The sequence below is a fragment of the Actinokineospora terrae genome (assembly GCF_900111175.1).
Taxonomy (GTDB): Bacteria; Actinomycetota; Actinomycetes; order Mycobacteriales; family Pseudonocardiaceae; genus Actinokineospora; species Actinokineospora terrae.
The window spans coordinates 371,607-391,381 of sequence record NZ_FOGI01000005.1 but is presented as its reverse complement, the minus strand read 5'-3'; the positions used below and the strand labels follow the sequence as shown (position 1 = coordinate 391,381).

Here is a 19,775-nt window from a genome sequence, read left to right as displayed (position 1 = left end):
GTGACACCTTTCGGTCGCTAGGCTGCCGGGCCATGAGCAGCGCGACCGAGCCGACGGGCGAGCCGGACACCCACACCACGGCAGGCAAGCTCGCCGACCTGTACCGGCGCTACGACGAGGCCGTCAACGCAGGCTCGGCTCGCGCGGTCGAGAAGCAGCACGCCAAGGGCAAGAAGACCGCGCGTGAGCGGATCGATGCGCTGCTCGACCCCGGTAGCTTCACCGAGCTCGATGAGCTTGCCCGGCACCGGTCCACGAACTTCGGCCTGGAGAAGAACCGGCCCTACGGCGACGGCGTGGTCACCGGGTACGGGACCGTCGACGGCCGCCCGGTGTGCGTGTTCAGCCAGGACGTCACCGTGTTCGGCGGGTCACTCGGCCAGGTGTACGGGGAGAAGATCGTCAAAGTGATGGACCTGGCGATCAAGACCGGCCGCCCGATCGTGGGCATCAACGAGGGCGGCGGCGCGCGGATCCAGGAGGGCGTGGTCTCCCTGGGCCTCTACGGCGAGATCTTCCGCCGCAACACCCTGGCCTCCGGGGTCATCCCGCAGATCTCGCTGATCATGGGCGCGAACGCGGGCGGGCACGTGTACTCCCCCGCGCTGACCGACTTCGTGGTGATGGTCGACCAGACCTCGCAGATGTTCATCACCGGCCCCGACGTGGTCAAGACCGTCACCGGCGAGGAGGTGACGCTGGAGGAGCTCGGCGGCGCCCGCACGCACAACACCAAGTCCGGCGTCGCGCACTACATGGGCGCCGACGAGGACGACGCGATCGCCTACGTCAAGGAACTGCTGTCGTTCCTGCCGTCGAACAACCTGTCCGAGCCGCCGGTGTTCCCCGGTCCGGCCGCCGAGGGCTCGGTCGCCGACGACCTCACCGACGGCGACCGCGAGCTGGACGCGCTGATCCCGGACTCGGCGAACCAGCCCTACGACATCCACGAGGTGATCACCCGGGTCGTCGACGACGGCGAGTTCCTGGAGGTCCACCCGCTGTTCGCGCCCAACATCGTGGTCGGCTTCGGCCGGGTCGACGGCCGCAGCGTCGGCATCGTCGCCAACCAGCCGACCCAGTTCGCGGGCTGCCTGGACATCGACGCCTCCGAGAAGGCCGCGCGGTTCGTGCGCACCTGCGACGCGTTCAACGTCCCGGTGCTCACCTTCGTCGACGTGCCCGGCTTCCTGCCCGGCACCGACCAGGAGTTCGACGGCATCATCCGGCGCGGCGCCAAGCTGATCTACGCCTACGCCGAGGCCACCGTCCCCCTGGTCACCGTCATCACCCGCAAGGCCTACGGCGGCGCCTACGACGTCATGGGCTCAAAGCACCTCGGCGCGGACATCAACCTCGCTTGGCCTACCGCGCAGATCGCCGTCATGGGTGCCTCCGGCGCGTCGAACATCCTGCACCGCAAGACGTTGAAGGCCGCTCTAGACGCGGGCGAGGACGTGGACGCACTGCGGGCCAAGTTGGACCGCGAGTACGAAGACACCTTGCTGAACCCGTATGTGGCGGCGGAGCGGGGCTATGTGGACTCGGTTATCCCGCCTTCGCACACTCGCGGCTACATCGCGCGTGCACTGCGGATGCTGGTGGACAAGCGCGAGACTCTTCCCCCGAAGAAGCACGGCAACATCCCCCTGTAGAGGAGCGACCGTGAGCCCTGAACCCGTACTCCGTGTCGTCCGAGGTAACCCCGACGCGGCCGAATTGGCGGCGCTGACGGTAGTGGTAGCGGCAGCCGCCAGCGCCCCTGCGGAAACCCCGGCTCCTTTGTCGACAAGCGCGTGGGCGGACAAGAGCTCACTGGTCCGCCGCCCACTGCCTCACGGCCCGGGCGCCTGGCGCAGTTCCGGCCTCCCCCGGTAGTCCCGATGGGCCGGAGTTGTCCACAGCGCCACATCGTGACTGCCTGCCTCCCCACCACCCTCGATAGGCTGTGAGTCGGGGGCCGCTCAGCGCGGTTCGATCTTGACGCCGCCTGTTCGCCCCCGCTGACCTGGGCGGGGCCAACCCGCGCGACGGCGGGGCCCTAGGCTCTTGGGCGGTGGCCCGGGTGGCGGGGTCCGGGGCTGGAGTTGGGTTGATGAGCGGTGGGGTGCGCGGCCCGTGGGTGGCGCTGGCGGCGTTGTGCGCGTGCTTCTTCATGGTCATGCTCGACTCCACCATCGTCACCGTGGCGATCCCGGCGATGCTGGGCGGCCTGGACGCCACGCTGAACCAGGTCATCTGGGTCAACAGCGTGTACCTGCTGGCCAACACGGTGCCGCTGCTGCTCACCGGCAGGCTCGGGGACCGGTTCGGCCCCAAGCGGGTGCTGCTGGTCGGGCTGGTGCTGTTCCTCGGCGCGTCGCTCTGGTGTGGACTGTCGACTTCGGCGGGTTCGCTGATCGCGGCCCGCGCGGTGCAGGGGCTCGGCGCGGCGGCGATGACCCCGCAGACGCTGTCGTTCATCACCGGGCTGTTCCCGCCGGAGCGGCGCGGGGCGCCGATCGCGGTGTGGGGCGCGGTCGCCGGGGTCGCGACGATCACCGGGCCGGTGGTCGGCGGGCTGCTGGTGCAGCACGTCGGCTGGCAGTGGATCTTCCTGCTGAACCTGCCGATCGGCGCGGTCGGGCTGGTGCTGGGGGTCCTGCTGCTGCCGGACTGGCGCCCGGCCGGTCGGGTGCGGCTGGACACGACCGGCGCGCTGCTGGCCTCGGCCGGGCTCGGGCTGCTGGTGTTCGGGCTGCAGAACGGGCAGCACTACCACTGGGGGACGATCATCGGCCCGGTCGGTGTGCTGCCGGTGATCGGCGTCGGCCTGCTGCTCATCGGCGCCTTCACCGTCTACCAGCGGCGCGCGCGGGACCCGTTGCTGCCGCGCGGGCTGTTCCACAACCCGATCTTCGGCTACGCCAACCTGACCCACGCCGCGCTCGGGTTCGCCACGACCGGGATGTTCCTGCCGCTGGTGATCTACGTGCAGTCGGTGCTCGGGCTGGACCCGGTCGCCTCCAGCCTGCTGTGCGCGCCGATGGCCGTTGCCGCCGGTGGCGCGGCCTGGGTGGCCGGGCGGTCGCGGCTGCCGGGCCGGACGCTGATCATGACCGGGCTCGGCGGATTGGCTGCCGGGACGGTCGGGCTGGCGCTGCTGGCCGAGCCGGACACCGAGCCGCTGGTGCTGATCCCGGGCCTGGTGGTGGCCGGGCTGGGCATCGGGCTGGTGTTCTCCCCGCTCACCGCCTCGGCCACGCTCGGCATGCCGCCGGACCTGATCGGGGCCGCCTCCGGGGTGTTCAACACCTCCCGGCAGGTCGGCGGGGTGCTCGGCAGCGCGACCACCGGGCTGTTCCTCCAGGTCGGACTGGGGTTCGCGGTCCCGCAGGCGGCGCGCGAGTACGCGAAGTTCCTGCCGCCGCGCTACGCCGACGAGTTCGTCGAGCGGATCACCGCCGCCGCGCAGACCGCGAGCCAGTTCGGCGGCGAGGGCCCGGCGGTGCCGTCGGACTGGTCACCGGCCGTGGTCGAGAAGGTGCGCGAACTGGCCACCAACGCGTTCCACCTCGGGTTCACCAATGCGGCGAAGGCGACGCTGGTGTTGCCGGTTGTCGTCCTCATCCTGGGCATGCTCAGCGCGGCGGGCATCCGGACAGCGCCAACTGGTAACGCGAAAAACTCGGGACTGCCGGGGGAACGGGTCGGACCGTAGCGTCTGCACACATGGCTATACGGCGATCCTTGCTCACCACGGCCCTCGCGGTGATCGCGGGCCTTGGCGCGCTCACGCTTCCCGTGTCCGCGGCGCCAACGGCACCTGTCGCCGTGCGCAGCGACCCTATCTACTCTTACGCGAACGCCGTGCGTGAGACCGTCTGGGTCGACACAGGTCTAACAGCGCCGAATGGTTCGCGAGTTCGGGTCGCCACCGACATCATTCGCCCGCGTGAAGCGACTGGGCGCGTTCCGGTAATCATGGACGCGAGCCCTTACTACGCCACGCTTGGGCGGGGTAACGAGAGCCAGAAGAAGACCTACGACAGCGCTGGGAAGCCGGTCCAGTTCCCGCTGCACTACGACAACTACTTCGTCCCGCGCGGTTACGCCGTCGCGCTCGTTGACCTTTCCGGCACAGCCCGCTCTAACGGCTGCGTTGACATCGGCGGGCGCTCTGAGATTACCTCCGCGAAGTCGGTCATCGACTGGCTGAACGGTCGCGCCAGCGGTTACACGTCCGCGACCGGTAGCACCACCGTGACGGCAAGCTGGTCGACCGGCGCGGTCGGGATGATCGGCAAGTCGTGGGACGGCACCATCGCGAACGGCGTTGCCGCTACCGGGGTCGACGGCCTCAAGACCATCGTGCCGATCGGTGCGATCAGCTCCTGGTACGACTACTACCGTGCGTCCGGCGCCACGTTCACCAGCGGCAGCCCGGCCGGACTCGCACAGGTGGTGGAGAACTCGGCGGGCGCCGCAAACTGCGGGTCGGTCAAGACAACGTTGACGAACGGCTCCCCGTCGAGCGGCGACTACACCGCCATGTACAAGGAACGGGACTACCTGGTCAACGTTGCCAAGGTGAAGGCCAGTGTGTTCGTGGTGCACGGGCTCAACGACCTCAACGTGAAGACGATCAACTTCGGCCAGTGGTGGAACGCGCTGCCCGCGACCGTCGAGCGCAAGATCTGGCTGTCGCAGACCGGCCACGTCGACCCGTTCGACTTCCGGCGCTCGGTGTGGGTCGACACGCTGCACCGGTGGTTCGACCACTACCTGCTGGGCATCGACAACGGCATCGAGCGCGAGCCCGCGTCCACTGTGGAGCAACGACCGGACGTGTGGAAGGACGACGCGTCCTGGCCGCTGGCCACGTCGCCGACCACCGTGCGGCTGCGGCCCGGCACCACCGCGGGGGTGGGGGTCCTGGGGACCACGGCGCCGCCCGCCGGGTCGACCGCGAGTCTGACCGACAACCGCACCAGCTCATACGACTGGATCAACAATCCGACCACAACCTCGTCGGCCCGGGTCATCTACCGGACCGAGGAACTGGCCAGGGACGTGCGGGTTTCCGGTACCACGCAGATCACCGTGACCGCCACGCCGTCGCAGAGCGCGGCCCGCGTGTCAGCGGTACTGGTCGACTACGGCCCGGCGACAATCCGCAACTACCGCGGCAGCGGCGAGGGCATCCGCAACCTCACCACCCGCACCTGCTGGGGCGAAAGCACCACCGGCGACAGCGCCTGCTACCTCGACACCGCCGCCAACACCACCACCGTCTCCCAGAACATCATCGCCCGCGGCTGGGCCGACCTCGGCCACTACGCGGGCCTCGACACCCGCCGCACCCTGACCGCGGGCACCCCGTACACGATCACCTTCAACCTCGCCTCCACCGACCAACTCATCCCAGCGGGCCACCGCCTGGCCCTGGTCATCGGGAGCACGGACACCTCGTACATCAGCTCCGCAGGCACCAACCCCCGGCTGACGATCGACCTCATCAAGACCAGTGCTCGCCTTCCCCTGGTTGGGTCGATCTAGGGGGGCTTGAGCTGCGGGTTCTTGTTCCGGGGCGGCTTGGATGTTCACCTGGTTCAGGGACAGAAGTTGTCCACATGTGGATCTTGGACGGGGTGGTTTCAAGATCGTCTGTCGGTGGGTGCCGATAGACTGGCACTGGGACGCCCCCCGGTGTGGGTGGGGGCTGGGCAGGGTCGGGACCGCGTGCGCGCGAAGCGGTTGCGGTGGGGTAAGCGGGCTCGGTGGGGTAAGCCGGTATGCGCGGGGTATGCGGGCTTGTGCGGACAAGGGGTGTCGCGCAGGGCAAGCGGCCACGTGGGGGCGACTGGCTTGGTGCGGGGTATGCGGGCTTGCCCGGGTAAGAGCCAGGGCGCGAGACCAGTGGGCCGCATGGGGTGCGGGGCTCGGCGGGCCGTGCGGGGCTGGGGGCGTGCGGAGCTGGCTGGGTGGGTGGGTAGGACCCGCAGGGGCATAGCAGTGGGGCGGATAGCCTGCGGGAATGGAGTTCATTCTTGCGTCTCAGTCGCCGGCTCGGTTTGGGGTTTTGCGGGCTGCGGGGGTTGATCCGGTGGTTCGGGTGTCGGGGGTCGACGAGGATGCGGTGGCGGCCGCTGTGGTGGATCCGACGCCGGGGCGGGTGGTGGGGGTGTTGGCTGAGGCCAAGGCTCGGAAGGTTGTCCTGGCGGGGGACAACGCTGTGGTGGTGGGGTGTGACTCGATGTTGCACTTCGACGGGGAGCTGGTGGGGAAGCCGGGGACGGCTGAGGTTGCTCGGGAGCGGTGGGGGAAGCTGGTGGGGGGCACCGGGGTGTTGCTGACCGGGCACGCGGTGTTGCGGGTGGAGAACGGTGAGGTCGTCGCCAGTGCCACCGGGGTCGAGTCGACGACGATCCGGTTCGGGGAGCCGACAGCGGCGGAAGTCGAGGCCTACATCGCTTCCGGGGAGCCGTTGTCGGTGGCGGGGGCGTTCACCATCGACGGCCTCGGTGGGTGGTTCGTCGACGGGGTCGACGGGGATCCGTCCAGTGTCATCGGGATCAGCCTGCCGCTGACCCGGCGGCTGCTCGGCGAGGTCGGGATCAGCGTCACCCAGCTGTGGCGTTGCACCAACTGACCCAACGCCGTTCCACGTGGTGAGAGTGATTCCGCTCTCCGGGTGAGAGGGGAAGTTTCCGCCCTACCGGCTGGTTGGATCGCGGAGATGAGGTACTCACCAGCGCTGACCGTGCGCCTGCACGTCGATCTCCGGCGGCAGGCCAGCGCGCTGTGTCGAGGTTAGGAGCCACCCCACCCCCTCCTCTCCCCATTCCCTGGAGTCCCCATGTCCACCGACGTGTCCACCAGGACCAACCGGCGCACCCTCTACTTCGGACTGTCCGTGCTCGCGGGCCTCGTGTTAGGCGCGTTGCTCGGGTTCGTCGCCAAGCAGACCGACACCGCGTGGCTGACCACGACCCTCAAGACCATCGGCAACATCTTCACCAGCCTGCTGCAGTTCACCGTGATCCCGTTGGTGTTCACCGCCATCGTGGTCGGCGTGACCAGCCTGCGCGGCCTCGGTGGCGGGCGCACCGCGGCCAGGCTGGGCGGCAAGACGTTGCTGTGGTTCGGGATCACCTCGCTGATCGCCGTGCTCATCGGCATCGCCGTCGGCCTGATCTCCGGCGCGGGCAAGGGGGTGAGCGTGAAACCGAGCGAGGCGGCGGTGGCGCGGCTCGCCGACCGCGCGCAGGGCGACTGGCTGACCGTGATCAACGGCCTGGTGCCGGACAACCTGTTCAGCGCGTTCAGCAACGGCGAGGTGCTGCAGGTCGTGTTCGTCGCGGTGCTGGTCGGCATCGCGACCTACGCCCTCGGTGAGCGGGCCGCGCCGTTCGTGGCGTTCAACCAGGCGGCGTTCGACATCATCCAGAAGGTCCTCGGCTGGATCATCCGGTTGGCCCCGCTCGGTGTGCTGGGACTGATCGGCACCGCGTTCGCCACCTACGGCAACCAGTTCTTCAAGCCGCTGCTGTCGTTGATCGCGGCCGTCTACATCGCCGCGCTGCTGGTGCTGTTCGTGGTGTACCCGGTGCTGCTGAGGTTCGTCGGCAAGGTCAGCCCGCGCACCTTCTTCGCCAAGGCGTGGACGGCGCTGCAGTTCGCGTTCGTGTCGCGCTCCTCCGGGGCGACGCTGCCGCTGAGCAGGCAGACCGCGGTGAACCTCGGTGTGGAGCCCGGGTACGCCGGTTTCGCCGTGCCGCTGGGCACCACCACGAAGATGGACGGCTGCGCGGCGCTCTACCCGGCCATCGCGACGATCTTCATCGCGAACCTGTTCGGGGTGGGCCTGGGCTTCTGGCAGTACGTCGGCATCGTGGCGGTCGCGGTGTTCGGCTCGTTCGCCACCGCGGGCACCACCGGCTGGTTCACCATGCTGACCCTGACGCTGAGCACGATCGGCCTGCCCGCCGAGGTGGTGGCGACCGGTGTCGCGATCGTCTACGGGGTGGACCCGATCCTGGACATGATCCGCACCGCCACCAACGTCGCCGGTCAGATCACCGTGCCGGTCCTGGTGGCCCGCGGCGAGGGCCTGCTCGACGACGAGGTGCTCAACGCCCCCAGCGGTCCGCCGCTACTCGACGACCAGCCCGCCCGTGAGGAGCCCGCTCCGAAGGACAAGGACCTGGTCACCGCGTAAGGACAAGGACGGCCGCCCCCACCAAGGGGTGGCCGTCTCCTTATGGGCAGCCGCGCAACTGGGCCGCGGTGGGCAGGATCTTCGGGTACCCGGGCAGCTGGTCGATCCTCGGGAACAGCCGCGTGCAGCCCAGTTCCTGCCCGCCGAGGCCGAACACCTGCGCGTACACCGGCCGCTTCGAGCAGTCGGCGCCGGAAGCGCAGTCCAGCTGCACGGCGATGACCTCGGGCGCGGAGTCGCCGTCGACGTTGGCCAGGCTCAGGTAGTTCGCCTCCGAGAAGAACGCCCGGCCCTGCGCGCTCCACTTGTCCGACCGCCCGACCACGACCTGCCCCGCGGTGCCCTTGTCGCCGGAGCCGCGGACCAGGCAGGCCGACACCGCCCCCGGCGCGCACTCCAGCGACTCGTCGTCGAGGTACACCCCGAGGTCGGTGATGGTCATCTCGATGACCTGCTGGCCGCTGGGGCCGCCGATGCGCACCCGCCCGGAGACCAGCCCGGAGTCGCCGATCAGCTCGACGACGGTGCCACCGACGGTCGCGGTGCCCAGCAGCCTGCACGGCTCCCTGCGGCAGGTGACCGCGCTGGCCGACGTGGTGGTCTCCGGGGTCGGGCCGGGGGTGGCGTTGGCAGGCGCGGAGCGGACCCGCAGGACGGCGGCACCGGTGAGCGAGGCGGCGAGGACGAGGCCGCAGATCACCATCGCCAGCACGACCGCGGTGGGGGCGCGCCGACCAGCCACGACACACCTCCCGGCGGGGAATCGACAACGGCGGACGTCAGGGGGAGGGTAGCGGGCGAGTGTGGGGTTGCTCTCGGTTCCCGTGTCGCGGGTCGTCCGTAAACTCCCCCCAAGCGGCGATCCAACCAAGGAGGAACCGGCGTGTCCGAGTCGGCCAAGGCGCTGAGCAAGGTACTCGTGGCCAACCGGGGCGAGATCGCGGTCCGGGTCATCCGGGCCTGCCGCGACGCGGGGCTGGCCAGCGTCGCCGTGTACGCCGAACCCGACCGCGACCTGCCGTTCGTGCGGCTCGCCGACGAGGCGTTCGCCCTCGGCGGGTCGACCCCGGGCGAGAGCTACCTGGTGGTCGAGAAGGTGCTGGACGCGGCGAAGCGCTCGGGCGCGGACGCCGTGCACCCCGGGTACGGGTTCCTCTCGGAGAACGCCGAGTTCGCCCAGGCCGTCCTCGACGCCGGGCTGACCTGGATCGGGCCGGACCCGCAGGCCATCCGGGACCTCGGCGACAAGGTCACCGCCCGGCACATCGCGTTGCGCGCGGGCGCGCCGCTGGTGCCCGGCACCAAGGAGCCGGTGTCGGGCCCCGAGGAGATCATCGCGTTCGCCTCGGAGTACGGGCTGCCGGTCGCGATCAAGGCCGCGTTCGGCGGCGGCGGGCGCGGCCTGAAGGTCGCCCGCACGCTGGAGGAGATCCCGGAGCTGTTCGACTCGGCGGTGCGCGAGGCGGTCAGCGCGTTCGGCCGCGGCGAGTGCTTCGTGGAGCGGTACCTGGACAAGCCGCGCCACGTCGAGGCGCAGGTGCTGGCCGACAAGCACGGCAACGTCATCGTGGTCGGCACCCGCGACTGCTCGCTGCAGCGGCGCCACCAGAAGCTGGTCGAGGAGGCCCCCGCGCCGTTCCTGTCCGACGCGCAGCGCGCCGAGATCCACTCCTCGGCCAAGGCGATCTGCCGCGAGGCGGGCTACAGCGGCGCGGGCACGGTGGAGTACCTGGTCGGCACGGACGGCACGATCTCGTTCCTGGAGGTCAACACCCGGCTCCAGGTCGAGCACCCGGTGTCGGAGGAGACGACCGGCATCGACCTGGTGCGCGAGCAGTTCCGGATCGCGGCCGGTGAGCGGCTGCGGTTCACCGAGGACCCGATCCCGCGCGGGCACTCGATCGAGTTCCGGATCAACGGCGAGGACGCGGGCCGCGGTTTCCTGCCCGCGCCCGGCACCGTCACCACCTGGCGCGCGCCGGACGGTCCCGGGGTGCGGGTCGACTCGGGGGTCGAGTCGGGCACGGTGATCGGCGGCCAGTTCGACTCGATGCTGGCCAAGGTGATCGTCACCGGCGCCGACCGGGACGAGGCGCTGGCCCGGTCGCGGCGGGTGCTCGACGAGCTGGTGGTGGAGGGGATGGCCACGGTCGTGCCCTTCCACCGGCTGATCGTGCGCGACCCGGCGTTCATCGGTGACGAGAACGGGTTCCGGGTGCACACCCGCTGGATCGAGACCGAGTTCGACAACCGGATCGAACCGTTCGCCGGTGGCGCGGATGCCGGGGAGGCCGAGCCGCGGCAGAACGTCGTCGTCGAGGTCGGTGGCCGCAGGCTGGAGGTGTCGCTGCCCGCCGGTCTGTCGCTGGGCGGCGGCGGTGGTGGCACGGCGGTGAAGGCGAAGCCGCGCAGGCGGGCCGGGGGCAAGGCGGGCGCCGCGGTGTCGGGTGACGCGGTGGCGGCGCCGATGCAGGGCACGATCGTCAAGATCGCGGTGGCCGACGGGCAGGTCGTCGCGCAGGGCGAGCTGATCGTCGTGCTGGAGGCGATGAAGATGGAGAACCCGGTCACCGCGCACAAGTCGGGCACGGTCACCGGGCTGACCGTGGCCGCTGGCGAGACGGTCACCACCGGTTCGGTCCTCTGCGAGCTCAAGGACTGACGCCCGCGCCGGGTGAGCTGAGACAAACCTCAGCCGGGTCCGGCCGGGACTTCCGTAGCATCGTGGTGTGGACGAGATCCCCCCGACCGAGCTGCGCATCGGCGACGCCGAGCGGGAGGACGCGCTGCGCGCGCTCGGTGAGCACATGAGCGCGGGCCGCATCGACATCGAGGAGTACGGCGAGCGCAGCGCGAAGATCACCACCGCGCGCACCACCGGCGACCTGGTCGCGCTGTTCGCCGACCTGCCCGCCCCCAAGCCGGGTCTGCGGTCGACCGCGCCGCTGCCCGCCGCTCCCCCGCCGCCAGCACTGCCTGCGACGTGGGCCGACCGGCCGCTGGGGCAGCGGTTGTTCGCCGCCTTGGTGCCGATCTCGGCGATCACGGGCCTGTCGCTGTTCCTGTTCGTCGTGCACGCGTGGCCGTTGCTGCTGCTGCCGGTCGTGGTGACGGTGATCGGCGGCGCGCTGTTCGGCGACGACTGGCGCCACGGCAGGGGGCACGGCCAACGGCCGTTCGGCCCCGGGTACCGGCGCCGCCACTACCGCCGCGGCTGGCACTAGGGAGTTCGTTCCGCGGGTGTCGGTGCCGGGCGGTAGCGTGCTTCACCGTGGAACCGGTGGAGATCAACGCGGGCGCGTACTACCTGCGGGCGATCCGCAACGACTCCCGGTTCGACGACCGCCCGCGGCTCGTCGAGGGATTCACCGACCCCGAGTTCGTCCGCTGGCTGCCGCACCTGCGGGTGAGCGACCTGGCCAGCGCGGGTGAGTACATCGCGCGCCGCGACGCCGACTGGGCCGCCGACCGGCGCTACTCGTGGGCGGTCGCGGACCCGGTGACCGGGGTGATGCTCGGCGAGGTCCTGCTCAAGGAGGTGGACCTCGCGGCGGGCACCGCGGAGGCCGGGGTGTGGGCGCACCCGGACGCGCGCGGCAAGGGCATGATCACCCAGGCGTTGGCAGCGGTGCTGCGCTTCGCGTTCGGCGGGCTGGGGCTCACCGAGGTCACCTATCAGCATTCCGCGGGCAACGAAGCCTCCGGCCGGGTGGCCGCGAAGCTGGGGTTCACCACGTTCCGTGACCACGGGTTGGCGGTGCCCGCGGACATCGTCGTCCTGGTGGCCCGTAACGCCCCGGGGGAACCGGTCGTTGGGTAGACGGTGTGTAGCTGTGCGGGGACGGAACCCAGCCGATCCGGTGCACGTCTACGAAACCACAGGGGAATGGTCGAAACCGATCGTGGCGACTCGATAGAGTTGACGCACCACAGGTAGTGACGGGGATCCGGCGACAGGTGGGGAGGCGACGTGCCAGCAGGACACGGCGGGCAGCACGGGGGACATGGCGGGGGCGGCGAGCACCGCACGGACTTGCTCGACGTCACCCCGGACGCGGTGCCCGCGCTGCGCGCGGCTTTCGCCGACGCCCGCGACCGCGTGGCCAGGCAGCTGGAGCTCAGCGAGACGACGCTGCGGGTGCAGCCGTGGGCCAAGGACCCGGTGAGCCAGGAGGCCACCACGGGGGTCAACCAGCTCACCGCCGACCACGAGCGCGCCGCTCTCGACGCGCTGCGCGCCTACCGCACCCAGCTGGACACGGCCGTGCACACCCTCGACCGCGTCGCGGCGCAGTACCACCTGCTCGAAGAGGACAACGCCGCCACTGTCACGCAGCAGGGCACCGGCGGCTGAGGAGGGGACGAGCGATGACCGAGCAGTCGAGCGGGACGCGCTGGCGCGGGTTCAGCCACAAGGAGCTGTACCTGATGCTGCACGACGGTCCCGGCGCGCAGGCGTCGACCGAGCCGTCGCGGCGCTGGACCGAGCTGACCGCCACCCTCAACGAGGTCGGCCACGACCTCGCGGCGACCCTCGACGGGTCGGCCGCGGTCTGGGCAGGGCGGGCCGCCGGTGCGGCCAAGGACCGGCTGACCACGCTGGTGAGCTGGGCGCGCACCGCCGCCGACGAGGCGGACGGGATGCGCGAGGCCGTCGACAACCAGGGTGCCTACATCGCCACCGCGCGCGCCGAGATGCCCGCGCCGCAGGGTGAGCAGTCACTGGCGCCCGACCCGGCCACGGCCGCCGCGGTCCAGGTGGCGGCGGTGCAGAACGACGCGGAGGCCGTCGAGCAGGCCCGGTCGGCCGGTGCGCAGAAGGCGTACGAGGTCATGGCGACCTACGAGTTGAGCACCAGGACGAACCTGCGCGCCAGGACCGGTTTCGCGCGTCCCGCCGAACTGCTGGGCGGCAACCAGGGCGACCACCGCCAGCGCGGCGACGGCGTCACGCAGAGCACGCACACGTCGTTCGCGGGGACGCCGGTCGCGGCGCCGACGGTCGGCGGGTACGAGCAGTCGCACCGCCCGGCCGCGTACCACGGTTTCGGCGGCCAGACCAGCGGCGGCGAGCACCACTGGAGCGGCGGCCAGGGCCTCGGCCTGTCGTCGGCCGCGCTCGGGGACGCGCCGGAGGTCGTCCGCAGGGCACCGGTGGCGCCGGGGATGTTCAGCGGTGCCGCCCCGATGGCGCCGGAGGGCTCGGTGATCGGCCTCGGTGGTCGGGTGACCGGCTCCGGCGACTCCACGACCAGCGACCGGCGCTCGGGGGCGACCCCGCGTGGGGCGCTGGGGCACGGCCCGCTCGGCGGGGGCGGCGGTCCGGTGTCGGGTAGTTCCTCCATCGGGGGCGACGGGTTCTCCGGTCCGGGGTCGTCCGGGCAGGGGCTGGCGTCCTCGGGGTCCAACGCGGCGGCGACGCCGATGGCGCCCGCCGGTGGCGGCGCGCTCAGCGGTGGCCCGCTGGGTGGCGGGGACAACAAGCTCGGCGTGCGGCGGGTCGGGCCGGAGGCGCTCGGGTCGAGCCAGTGGTTCGCCGACGCCGCGGAGCCGAACCAGTCCTCGTCTTCCTCGTCGTCCACGCGGAACCTCGGTGGGCGCAGGCGCGAACTGGCCCGCGACGACGAGCAGGTCACCGAGTCGGTCAGCGTCTACGGCGACGACCACCACCTCCCGCCCGGCGTGATCGGCGGCTGAGCCGGTGACCGCGATGACGGTCACCGCCCTGGAGTTCGACGTGCTGGCCGAGCACCTGGGCGTGGCGTCGGTGCCGCTCGTGCTGTCGGTGCCCTCACCGGGGCGCACCGACACCGAGCGGGCGGGTCTGGTCGAGCGGGCGTGGCGGGGGTTGGCCGCGCGCGGACTCGGCGCGCCCGGCCAGGTCGACCCGCTGCTGGCGTCGCTGATCGGGCTGCTCGACCGGCCGGACCGGGAGGTCGACGGTCGCTTGTGGACGGACGGGCCGCTGCGGGTCTTGGCCGCCGCCCGCGCGGATTCCGCCGTCCTGGCAACGATGTCGCCCGACGCGGTGACCCTCCGCCCGGCGGACGCGTCCGGCTTACCGCGGTACGCGCTGCCCGTCCTGCCCGCGGTCGCCGCCGGCCCGGGCCGCTCGGTCACGGTCCCGACAGCCGACTTCGAGGCCGCCGCCCCCGGCCCCCTCGCCGCGGGCCTGCGCGCCAGGGGTATCCGCCCCGACGACGCCACCACCCTCGCCGAGATGATCACTCCCCTGCACGGCCACGGCCAGTTCGGCGCCGCCACCCGCGACCACTGGGGCACCCGCCACCGCACCGACCGCGTCGTCAGCTACTTCGACACCGCCCACGGCCGCTACCTGCAAACCCGCACCACAACCCCCACCGGCGAGTCCTGGACCACCATCTCCCCCGCCGACACCCGCAGGCTGCACCACCACATCGCCGAACTGCTCCCGGCCTGAACGCGCGCTGCCGTCTCCTAGGCCACAACTCGCTTCCTGAGAGAGGTCAGAGGATGGGTTCGGCGAGGTGGCGGCGGGATTCGGGGGCGTTGGCGCGGATGGTGTCGGCGGCGGTGTCGTCGGGCTGGGATTGGGAGGAGCGTTCGGCGTCTACGCGGGCGTTGTAGACGGAGATCTCCCAGTCGATGCGGGGTTGGTCCCAGGTGAGGGGGGTGGCCATGAGGTCGGCTACCTGGCGGGCGCAGGCGGTGCCGCGGTGGGGGTATTCGATGGAGATGCGGGTGCGGCGGGTGAGGACGTCTTCCAGGTGGAGGGCGCCTTCGGCGGCTACGGCGTAGAGGACTTCCACTTGGAGGTAGTCCGGGGCGCCGTCTATGGGCTTGAGGTGTTCGGGGCGGGTGGCGTAAGAGAGCACGTCGTGGAGTAGGGAGCCGTAGCGGTCCAAGAGGTGGCGGACGCGGTAGGGGTGGAGGCCCCAGCGGGCGGCCAACAGATCAGCCTGGTTGACCAGCGCGTGGTACCCGTCGGCGCCGAGAAGGGGGACGCGGTCGGTGATGGATGGCTGCAAGCGGCCCGGTAGGTCTACCGCCGCCGTGTCGACCGCGTCTGCGGCCATGACCCGGTACGTCGTGTACTTGCCGCCCGCGATGGCGACCAAGCCCGGGGCGACCCGGGCGACGGCGTGTTCGCGCGAGAGCTTGGAGGTCTCCTCGCTCTCCCCCGCCAGCAGCGGCCGCAGGCCCGCGTAGACGCCCTCGATGTCGGCGTGCGTGAGCGGGGTGGCGAGGACCGAGTTGACGTGTTCGAGCAGGTAGTCGATGTCCTTCTCGGTGGCGGCCGGGTGCGCCAGGTCGAGGTTCCAGTCGGTATCGGTGGTGCCGACGATCCAGTGGTTGCGCCAGGGGATGACGAACAGCACGGACTTCTCCGTGCGCAGGATCAGCCCGGTCTCGGAGACGATCCGGTCGCGCGGGACGACGATGTGCACGCCCTTGCTCGCGCGGACCCGGAACCGGCCGCGGCTGCCAGAGGCCCGCTGCAGCTCGTCGGTCCACACCCCGGTGCAGTTGATGACCACGTTCGCCCGGACGTCGACCTCGGCGCCGTCCTCCACGTCGCGCACCCGCACGCCGCTGACCCGGTCGGCCTCGCGGTGGAAGCCGACGACCTGGGTGGAGGTGCGCACGACCGCGCCGTAGTGGGCTGCGGTCCTGGCCACGGTCAGGGTGTGGCGGGCGTCGTCGGCCTGGGCGTCGTAGTAGCGGATGCCGCCGATGAGCGACGAGCGGCGCAGCGCGGGCGCCATCCGCAGCGCGCCTGCCCGGGTGAGGTGCTTCTGGCCGGGCACGGACCGCGCGCCGCCCATGGTGTCGTAGAGCAGCAGGCCCGCCGCGGTGTACGGGCGCTCCCAGACCCGGCGGGTGAGCGGGTAGAGGAAGCTGACCGGCTTGACCAGGTGCGGTGCCAGCGTGGTCAGCATCAGCTCCCGCTCGCGCAGCGCCTCCCGCACCAGCCCGAACTCGAGCTGCTCCAGGTAGCGCAGTCCGCCGTGGAAGAGCTTGCTCGACCGGCTGGACGTGCCCGATGCCAGGTCGCGCGCCTCGACCAGGGCGACTCGCAGGCCTCGGGTGGCCGCGTCCAGCGCGACCCCGGCGCCGACGACCCCGCCGCCGATCACCAGCACGTCGAACGGCTCGGCGGCCAACCTGGCCCAACTGCGGGCGCGCTCGGCCGGGCCGAGCCGACCACCTGGCGCCACTGTGTCCGAAGTGGACGGTTCAGCAGGCGCGGTGGGCTTGCGGTTGGCCATGATCGCCTCCCGGCGTCGACCTGGGGGATCGTCCGACCAGCACCACGCTACCCGTCCGGACCGGGTGCGGCAGGCAACCCGTGGACAGTCGAGCGAACCGGGGGTAACGTCCGATCTCACTCAGGGTGGGCACCGCCGCCATTCGTCCCCGTCCCCGACCCCTCCCGCTCCGGCCGCGCCTACCTCGCCACCCGGCAGTGCGAGGGAGACACCATGGGCTTCTGGCACATCGTCGTCTGGGAACTACTCGGCACCGCGGCGCTGATCCTGCTCGGCGCGGGCGTGGTCGCCAACACCGTCCTGCGCGGTTCGCTGGGCCACCAGGGCGGCTGGCTGCTGGTCACCATCGGCTGGGGTTTCGCGGTCTTCGTCGGCGCCAGCATCGCCGCGCCGAGCCAGGCGCACCTCAACCCCGCGGTCACCATCGGCCTGTTCACCGCGGGCGACCTGCCGCCGGCGCAGGTGCCCGCCTACCTCATCGGCCAGTTCGTCGGCGCGTTCCTCGGCGCCGTGCTGTGCTGGCTGACCTACAAGCTCCAGTTCGACGCGCACGACGAGCCGGAGAACACCCTGGGCGTGTTCGCCACCGGCCCGGTGCACCGGAACCTGCCGTGGAACCTGGTGACCGAGGTGATCGGCACGTTCGTGCTGGTGTTCTGGATCCTGACCAGCCCCGGCGCGAAGGTGGACACCGGCGGGCTGCCGCAGTTCGGCAACGCGGCGCTCGGGTACGCGGCGGTGGCGTTCGTGGTGATCAGCATCGGCGCCTCGCTCGGCGGGCCGACCGGCTACGCGATCAACCCGGCCCGCGACCTCGCGCCCCGCATCGCCTACGCGGTGCTGCCCATCCGCGGCAAGGGCGACCCGGACTGGGGCTACGCCTGGGTGCCGGTCGCCGGCCCCCTGCTCGGCGCGGTGCTGGCGGGCCTGCTCGCCCGCGTCCTGCCAACATAACCACCCCACCCTGGGCGAAGAGGGAGAGACACCGATGACCGAGTACGTCGCCGCCGTGGACCAGGGCACCACCTCGACCCGTTGCATGGTGTTCAGCCACGCGGGCGAGGTGGTCTCGGTGGACCAGCGCGAGCACCGGCAGATGCTGCCGCGCGCCGGGTGGGTCGAGCACGACCCGGCCGAGGTCTGGGCGAACACCCGCGCGGTGGTGGCGGGCGCGCTGGCCAAGGCCGACCTGCACACCACCGACATCGTCGCGGTCGGCATCACCAACCAGCGCGAGACCGCGGTGGTCTGGGACCGGCGCACCGGGGAACCGGTCTACAACGCGATCGTCTGGCAGGACACCAGGACCGACAAGATCGCCACCGCGCTCGGCGAACTCGGCGGCGGGCAGGAGCGGTACCGGGCCAAGACCGGGCTGCCGCTGGCCACCTACTTCTCCGGGCCGAAGATCCGCTGGATCCTGGACAACGTGGACGGTGCGCGGGCCAGGGCCGAGGCTGGCGACCTGCTGTTCGGCACCATGGACACCTGGCTGCTGTGGAACATGACCGGCGGCGTCGACGGCGGGGTGCACGCGACCGACCCGACGAACGCGTCCCGCACGCTGCTGATGGATCTGTCCACACTGGACTGGGACGCCGACATCGCTGAGGAGGTCGGGGTTCCGCTGTCGATGCTGCCCAGGATCGCGTCGTCCTCGGCGGAACTGGGCCGGGTCCGCGAGCGCGGCGCGCTGGGCGGTGCGCCGATCGCCGGGATCCTGGGCGACCAGCAGGCCGCCACCTTCGGGCAGGCGTGCCTGTCGCCGGGCGAGGCCAAGAACACTTACGGCACAGGCAACTTCGTGCTCCTCAACACCGGGACCGAGCCGGTGATGAGCGAGAACGGGTTGCTCACCACGGTCTGCTACCGCATCGGCGACGAGGCACCGGTGTACGCGCTGGAGGGCTCGATCGCGGTCACCGGCTCGCTGGTGCAGTGGATCAGGGACAACCTGGGCATGATCAGCTCGGCCGCCGAGATCGAGGAGCACGCCCGCTCGGTCGAGGACAACGGCGGCTGCTACTTCGTGCCCGCCTTCTCCGGCCTGTTCGCCCCGCACTGGCGCGCCGACGCCAGGGGCGCGATCGTCGGCCTGACCCGGTTCATCACCAAGGGCCACCTGGCGCGCGCGGTGCTGGAGGCGACCGCGTTCCAGACCAGGGAGGTCATCGAGGCGATGAACGCCGACTCCGGGGTGCCGCTGACCGCGCTGAAGGTGGACGGCGGGATGGTCGGCAACGAACTGCTGATGCAGTTCCAGGCCGACATCCTGGACGTGCCGGTCATCCGCCCGGTCGTCGCCGAGACGACAGCCCTCGGCGCCGCCTACGCCGCCGGTCTCGCCGTCGGCTACTGGGGCGGGCTCGACGACGTGCGGGCGAACTGGGCCAAGGACAAGCAGTGGACACCGTCGATGGCCGAGGACGCCAGGGAACGCGCCTACCGCCAGTGGAAGAAGGCCGTCACCCGCACCCTGGACTGGGTCGACGAGGACACCGACTGAGTCCACACCGGACTCACCCGAGCACGGAGACGACGAGGACCCCCAACCAGACCAGCATGGCCGCCCCGCCGCAGACAAGGCCCGCGACGGCGACCGGCTTGTTGGTCGCCTGCCCCTGCTCGGCCTTGGTGATGCCGACGACCGACAGGCCCACACCCGCGACGACGAGCACCAGGCCGATGTTGGCGAACCAGATCGCGGCCAGGCCGAGCACGCTGGCCACCAGACCGGCGACACCGATGGCGTTGGCGTTGGCCGACACCCGACCGGACGACGAGCCGTACGACGCCGGTGTCGAGCCGTACGGCTGAGCGGAAGTGGCGTACGGCTGCGGTGGCTGGCCGAATTGCTGAGGTGCCCCGACCGCTGGTGGCGCCCCGAACGACAGTGGTGCCCCAAACGACAGTGGTGCCCCGACCGCCGCTGGTGCCCCGAAGGACGGCGGGGGCCCAAAGGACGGCGGCGGCCCGAACGAGGGTGGTGCCCCGACCGGCGAGGGCGGCCTGAGCGGCTGCGGCGGCCCGGCCGGGTGCGTCGGTGCGCCCTGGGGCTGCGGCCCTGGGAACGCAGGCGCCGGTAAGGGCGGCGGCGAGAAGGGCTGCGCCGATGGCAAGGGCTGCCCCAACGGGTACGCCTGCGCAGACAAGTGCGGCTGGGCAGGCGAGGGCGGCGGCGGGAACGTCTGCCCCCGCGGCGGGAAGGGCTGTGGCTGACCCTGGTGCGGCCGAGGTGCGTGGCCGGGGTGGCCTGGGTGTGACATCGCCGGTGGTGCCTGTCTCTCGGTGGGAAAACCCGTTCCGGAGACCAGTGCGGGCCC

At 71.4% G+C, this 19,775-nt stretch carries 18 protein-coding genes; 15 read left to right on the top strand and 3 right to left on the bottom strand.

Features of this window, described 5'->3' with window-relative positions; translation table 11 throughout:
* Positions 1-32: 32 nt before the first annotated feature.
* The 7 genes from BMY07_RS13330 (at position 33) to BMY07_RS13305 (ending at position 8,200) form a co-directional block, all read left to right on the top strand.
* Entirely contained in the window at positions 33-1,655 is a 1,623-nt protein-coding gene (locus BMY07_RS13330) for an acyl-CoA carboxylase subunit beta (RefSeq protein WP_092778045.1), read from the top strand.
* A 10-nt stretch (positions 1,656-1,665) separates the two neighbouring features.
* The gene (locus BMY07_RS35355; RefSeq protein ID WP_092778043.1) at positions 1,666-1,878 is read left to right on the top strand and encodes an acyl-CoA carboxylase epsilon subunit; all 213 of its coding nucleotides are present in this window, start codon (positions 1,666-1,668) and stop codon (positions 1,876-1,878) included.
* Positions 1,879-2,095: 217 nt separating this feature from the next.
* On the top strand, positions 2,096-3,700 hold the full coding sequence (locus tag BMY07_RS13320; protein WP_177215561.1) for a DHA2 family efflux MFS transporter permease subunit: 1,605 nt from the start codon (positions 2,096-2,098) through the stop codon (positions 3,698-3,700).
* Between the two features lie 11 nt (positions 3,701-3,711).
* Positions 3,712-5,538: a Xaa-Pro dipeptidyl-peptidase gene (locus BMY07_RS13315; RefSeq protein WP_092778041.1), complete on the top strand. Its 1,827-nt coding sequence runs from the start codon at positions 3,712-3,714 to the stop codon at positions 5,536-5,538.
* A gap of 478 nt (positions 5,539-6,016) precedes the next feature.
* Entirely contained in the window at positions 6,017-6,631 is a 615-nt protein-coding gene (locus BMY07_RS13310) for a Maf family protein (RefSeq protein WP_092778039.1), read from the top strand.
* 87 nt (positions 6,632-6,718) lie between these two features.
* Positions 6,719-6,796, top strand: a complete 78-nt coding sequence (locus BMY07_RS36170) for a putative leader peptide (protein ID WP_425426285.1) — start codon at positions 6,719-6,721, stop codon at positions 6,794-6,796.
* 42 nt (positions 6,797-6,838) lie between these two features.
* Positions 6,839-8,200, top strand: coding sequence for a dicarboxylate/amino acid:cation symporter (locus BMY07_RS13305; protein WP_092778037.1), 1,362 nt, complete (start codon positions 6,839-6,841; stop codon positions 8,198-8,200).
* Positions 8,201-8,240: 40 nt separating this feature from the next.
* Here BMY07_RS13305 and BMY07_RS13300 read toward each other — a convergent pair whose 3' ends face one another.
* Positions 8,241-8,942 (bottom strand): hypothetical protein, encoded by a 702-nt coding sequence (locus tag BMY07_RS13300; protein ID WP_092778035.1) that lies wholly within the window; start codon positions 8,940-8,942, stop codon positions 8,241-8,243.
* A gap of 141 nt (positions 8,943-9,083) precedes the next feature.
* On the opposite strand from BMY07_RS13300, the gene BMY07_RS13295 reads away from it, so the two are divergent.
* From BMY07_RS13295 to BMY07_RS13270, 6 genes are all read left to right on the top strand, one after another.
* Complete coding sequence (locus tag BMY07_RS13295; protein WP_092778033.1) at positions 9,084-10,862, top strand: acetyl/propionyl/methylcrotonyl-CoA carboxylase subunit alpha; 1,779 nt, start codon at positions 9,084-9,086, stop codon at positions 10,860-10,862.
* A 67-nt stretch (positions 10,863-10,929) separates the two neighbouring features.
* Entirely contained in the window at positions 10,930-11,424 is a 495-nt protein-coding gene (locus BMY07_RS13290) for a DUF1707 SHOCT-like domain-containing protein (protein WP_092778031.1), read from the top strand.
* Positions 11,425-11,471: 47 nt separating this feature from the next.
* On the top strand, positions 11,472-12,020 hold the full coding sequence (locus tag BMY07_RS13285; RefSeq protein ID WP_092778029.1) for a GNAT family N-acetyltransferase: 549 nt from the start codon (positions 11,472-11,474) through the stop codon (positions 12,018-12,020).
* A gap of 150 nt (positions 12,021-12,170) precedes the next feature.
* Entirely contained in the window at positions 12,171-12,554 is a 384-nt protein-coding gene (locus BMY07_RS13280) for a PE domain-containing protein (protein WP_143073461.1), read from the top strand.
* Between the two features lie 14 nt (positions 12,555-12,568).
* Entirely contained in the window at positions 12,569-13,897 is a 1,329-nt protein-coding gene (locus BMY07_RS13275) for a PPE domain-containing protein (RefSeq protein ID WP_092778025.1), read from the top strand.
* A gap of 13 nt (positions 13,898-13,910) precedes the next feature.
* Positions 13,911-14,642: an ESX secretion-associated protein EspG gene (locus BMY07_RS13270; protein ID WP_092778365.1), complete on the top strand. Its 732-nt coding sequence runs from the start codon at positions 13,911-13,913 to the stop codon at positions 14,640-14,642.
* Positions 14,643-14,688: 46 nt separating this feature from the next.
* Here BMY07_RS13270 and BMY07_RS13265 read toward each other — a convergent pair whose 3' ends face one another.
* Complete coding sequence (locus BMY07_RS13265; RefSeq protein ID WP_092778023.1) at positions 14,689-16,452, bottom strand: glycerol-3-phosphate dehydrogenase/oxidase; 1,764 nt, start codon at positions 16,450-16,452, stop codon at positions 14,689-14,691.
* Positions 16,453-16,665: 213 nt separating this feature from the next.
* On the opposite strand from BMY07_RS13265, the gene BMY07_RS13260 reads away from it, so the two are divergent.
* Both BMY07_RS13260 and glpK read left to right on the top strand, forming a co-directional pair.
* Positions 16,666-17,406 carry an MIP/aquaporin family protein gene (locus tag BMY07_RS13260; protein ID WP_092778021.1) on the top strand — a complete coding sequence of 247 codons (741 nt, stop codon included), beginning with the start codon at positions 16,666-16,668 and terminating at the stop codon, positions 17,404-17,406.
* A gap of 34 nt (positions 17,407-17,440) precedes the next feature.
* Positions 17,441-18,958, top strand: coding sequence for a glycerol kinase GlpK (glpK, locus tag BMY07_RS13255; protein WP_092778019.1), 1,518 nt, complete (start codon positions 17,441-17,443; stop codon positions 18,956-18,958).
* A gap of 13 nt (positions 18,959-18,971) precedes the next feature.
* On the opposite strand, the gene BMY07_RS13250 is transcribed toward glpK, so the two are convergent.
* Positions 18,972-19,220 carry a hypothetical protein gene (locus BMY07_RS13250; RefSeq protein ID WP_092778016.1) on the bottom strand — a complete coding sequence of 83 codons (249 nt, stop codon included), beginning with the start codon at positions 19,218-19,220 and terminating at the stop codon, positions 18,972-18,974.
* Positions 19,221-19,775 lie beyond the last annotated feature (555 nt).

Bases quoted from the DNA above. Each gene is read 5' to 3' on its own strand.
- BMY07_RS13330 (WP_092778045.1), top strand. From the start codon at position 33: ATGAGCAGCGCGACCGAGCCGACGGGCGAGCCGGACACCCACACCACG.
- BMY07_RS13320 (WP_177215561.1), top strand. From the start codon at position 2,096: ATGAGCGGTGGGGTGCGCGGCCCGTGGGTGGCGCTGGCGGCGTTGTGC.
- BMY07_RS13315 (WP_092778041.1), top strand. From the start codon at position 3,712: ATGGCTATACGGCGATCCTTGCTCACCACGGCCCTCGCGGTGATCGCG.
- BMY07_RS13310 (WP_092778039.1), top strand. From the start codon at position 6,017: ATGGAGTTCATTCTTGCGTCTCAGTCGCCGGCTCGGTTTGGGGTTTTG.
- BMY07_RS36170 (WP_425426285.1), top strand. From the start codon at position 6,719: ATGAGGTACTCACCAGCGCTGACCGTGCGCCTGCACGTCGATCTCCGG.
- BMY07_RS13305 (WP_092778037.1), top strand. From the start codon at position 6,839: ATGTCCACCGACGTGTCCACCAGGACCAACCGGCGCACCCTCTACTTC.
- BMY07_RS13275 (WP_092778025.1), top strand. From the start codon at position 12,569: ATGACCGAGCAGTCGAGCGGGACGCGCTGGCGCGGGTTCAGCCACAAG.
- BMY07_RS13270 (WP_092778365.1), top strand. From the start codon at position 13,911: ATGACGGTCACCGCCCTGGAGTTCGACGTGCTGGCCGAGCACCTGGGC.
- BMY07_RS13265 (WP_092778023.1), bottom strand. From the start codon at position 16,452: ATGGCCAACCGCAAGCCCACCGCGCCTGCTGAACCGTCCACTTCGGAC.
- BMY07_RS13260 (WP_092778021.1), top strand. From the start codon at position 16,666: ATGGGCTTCTGGCACATCGTCGTCTGGGAACTACTCGGCACCGCGGCG.
- glpK (WP_092778019.1), top strand. From the start codon at position 17,441: ATGACCGAGTACGTCGCCGCCGTGGACCAGGGCACCACCTCGACCCGT.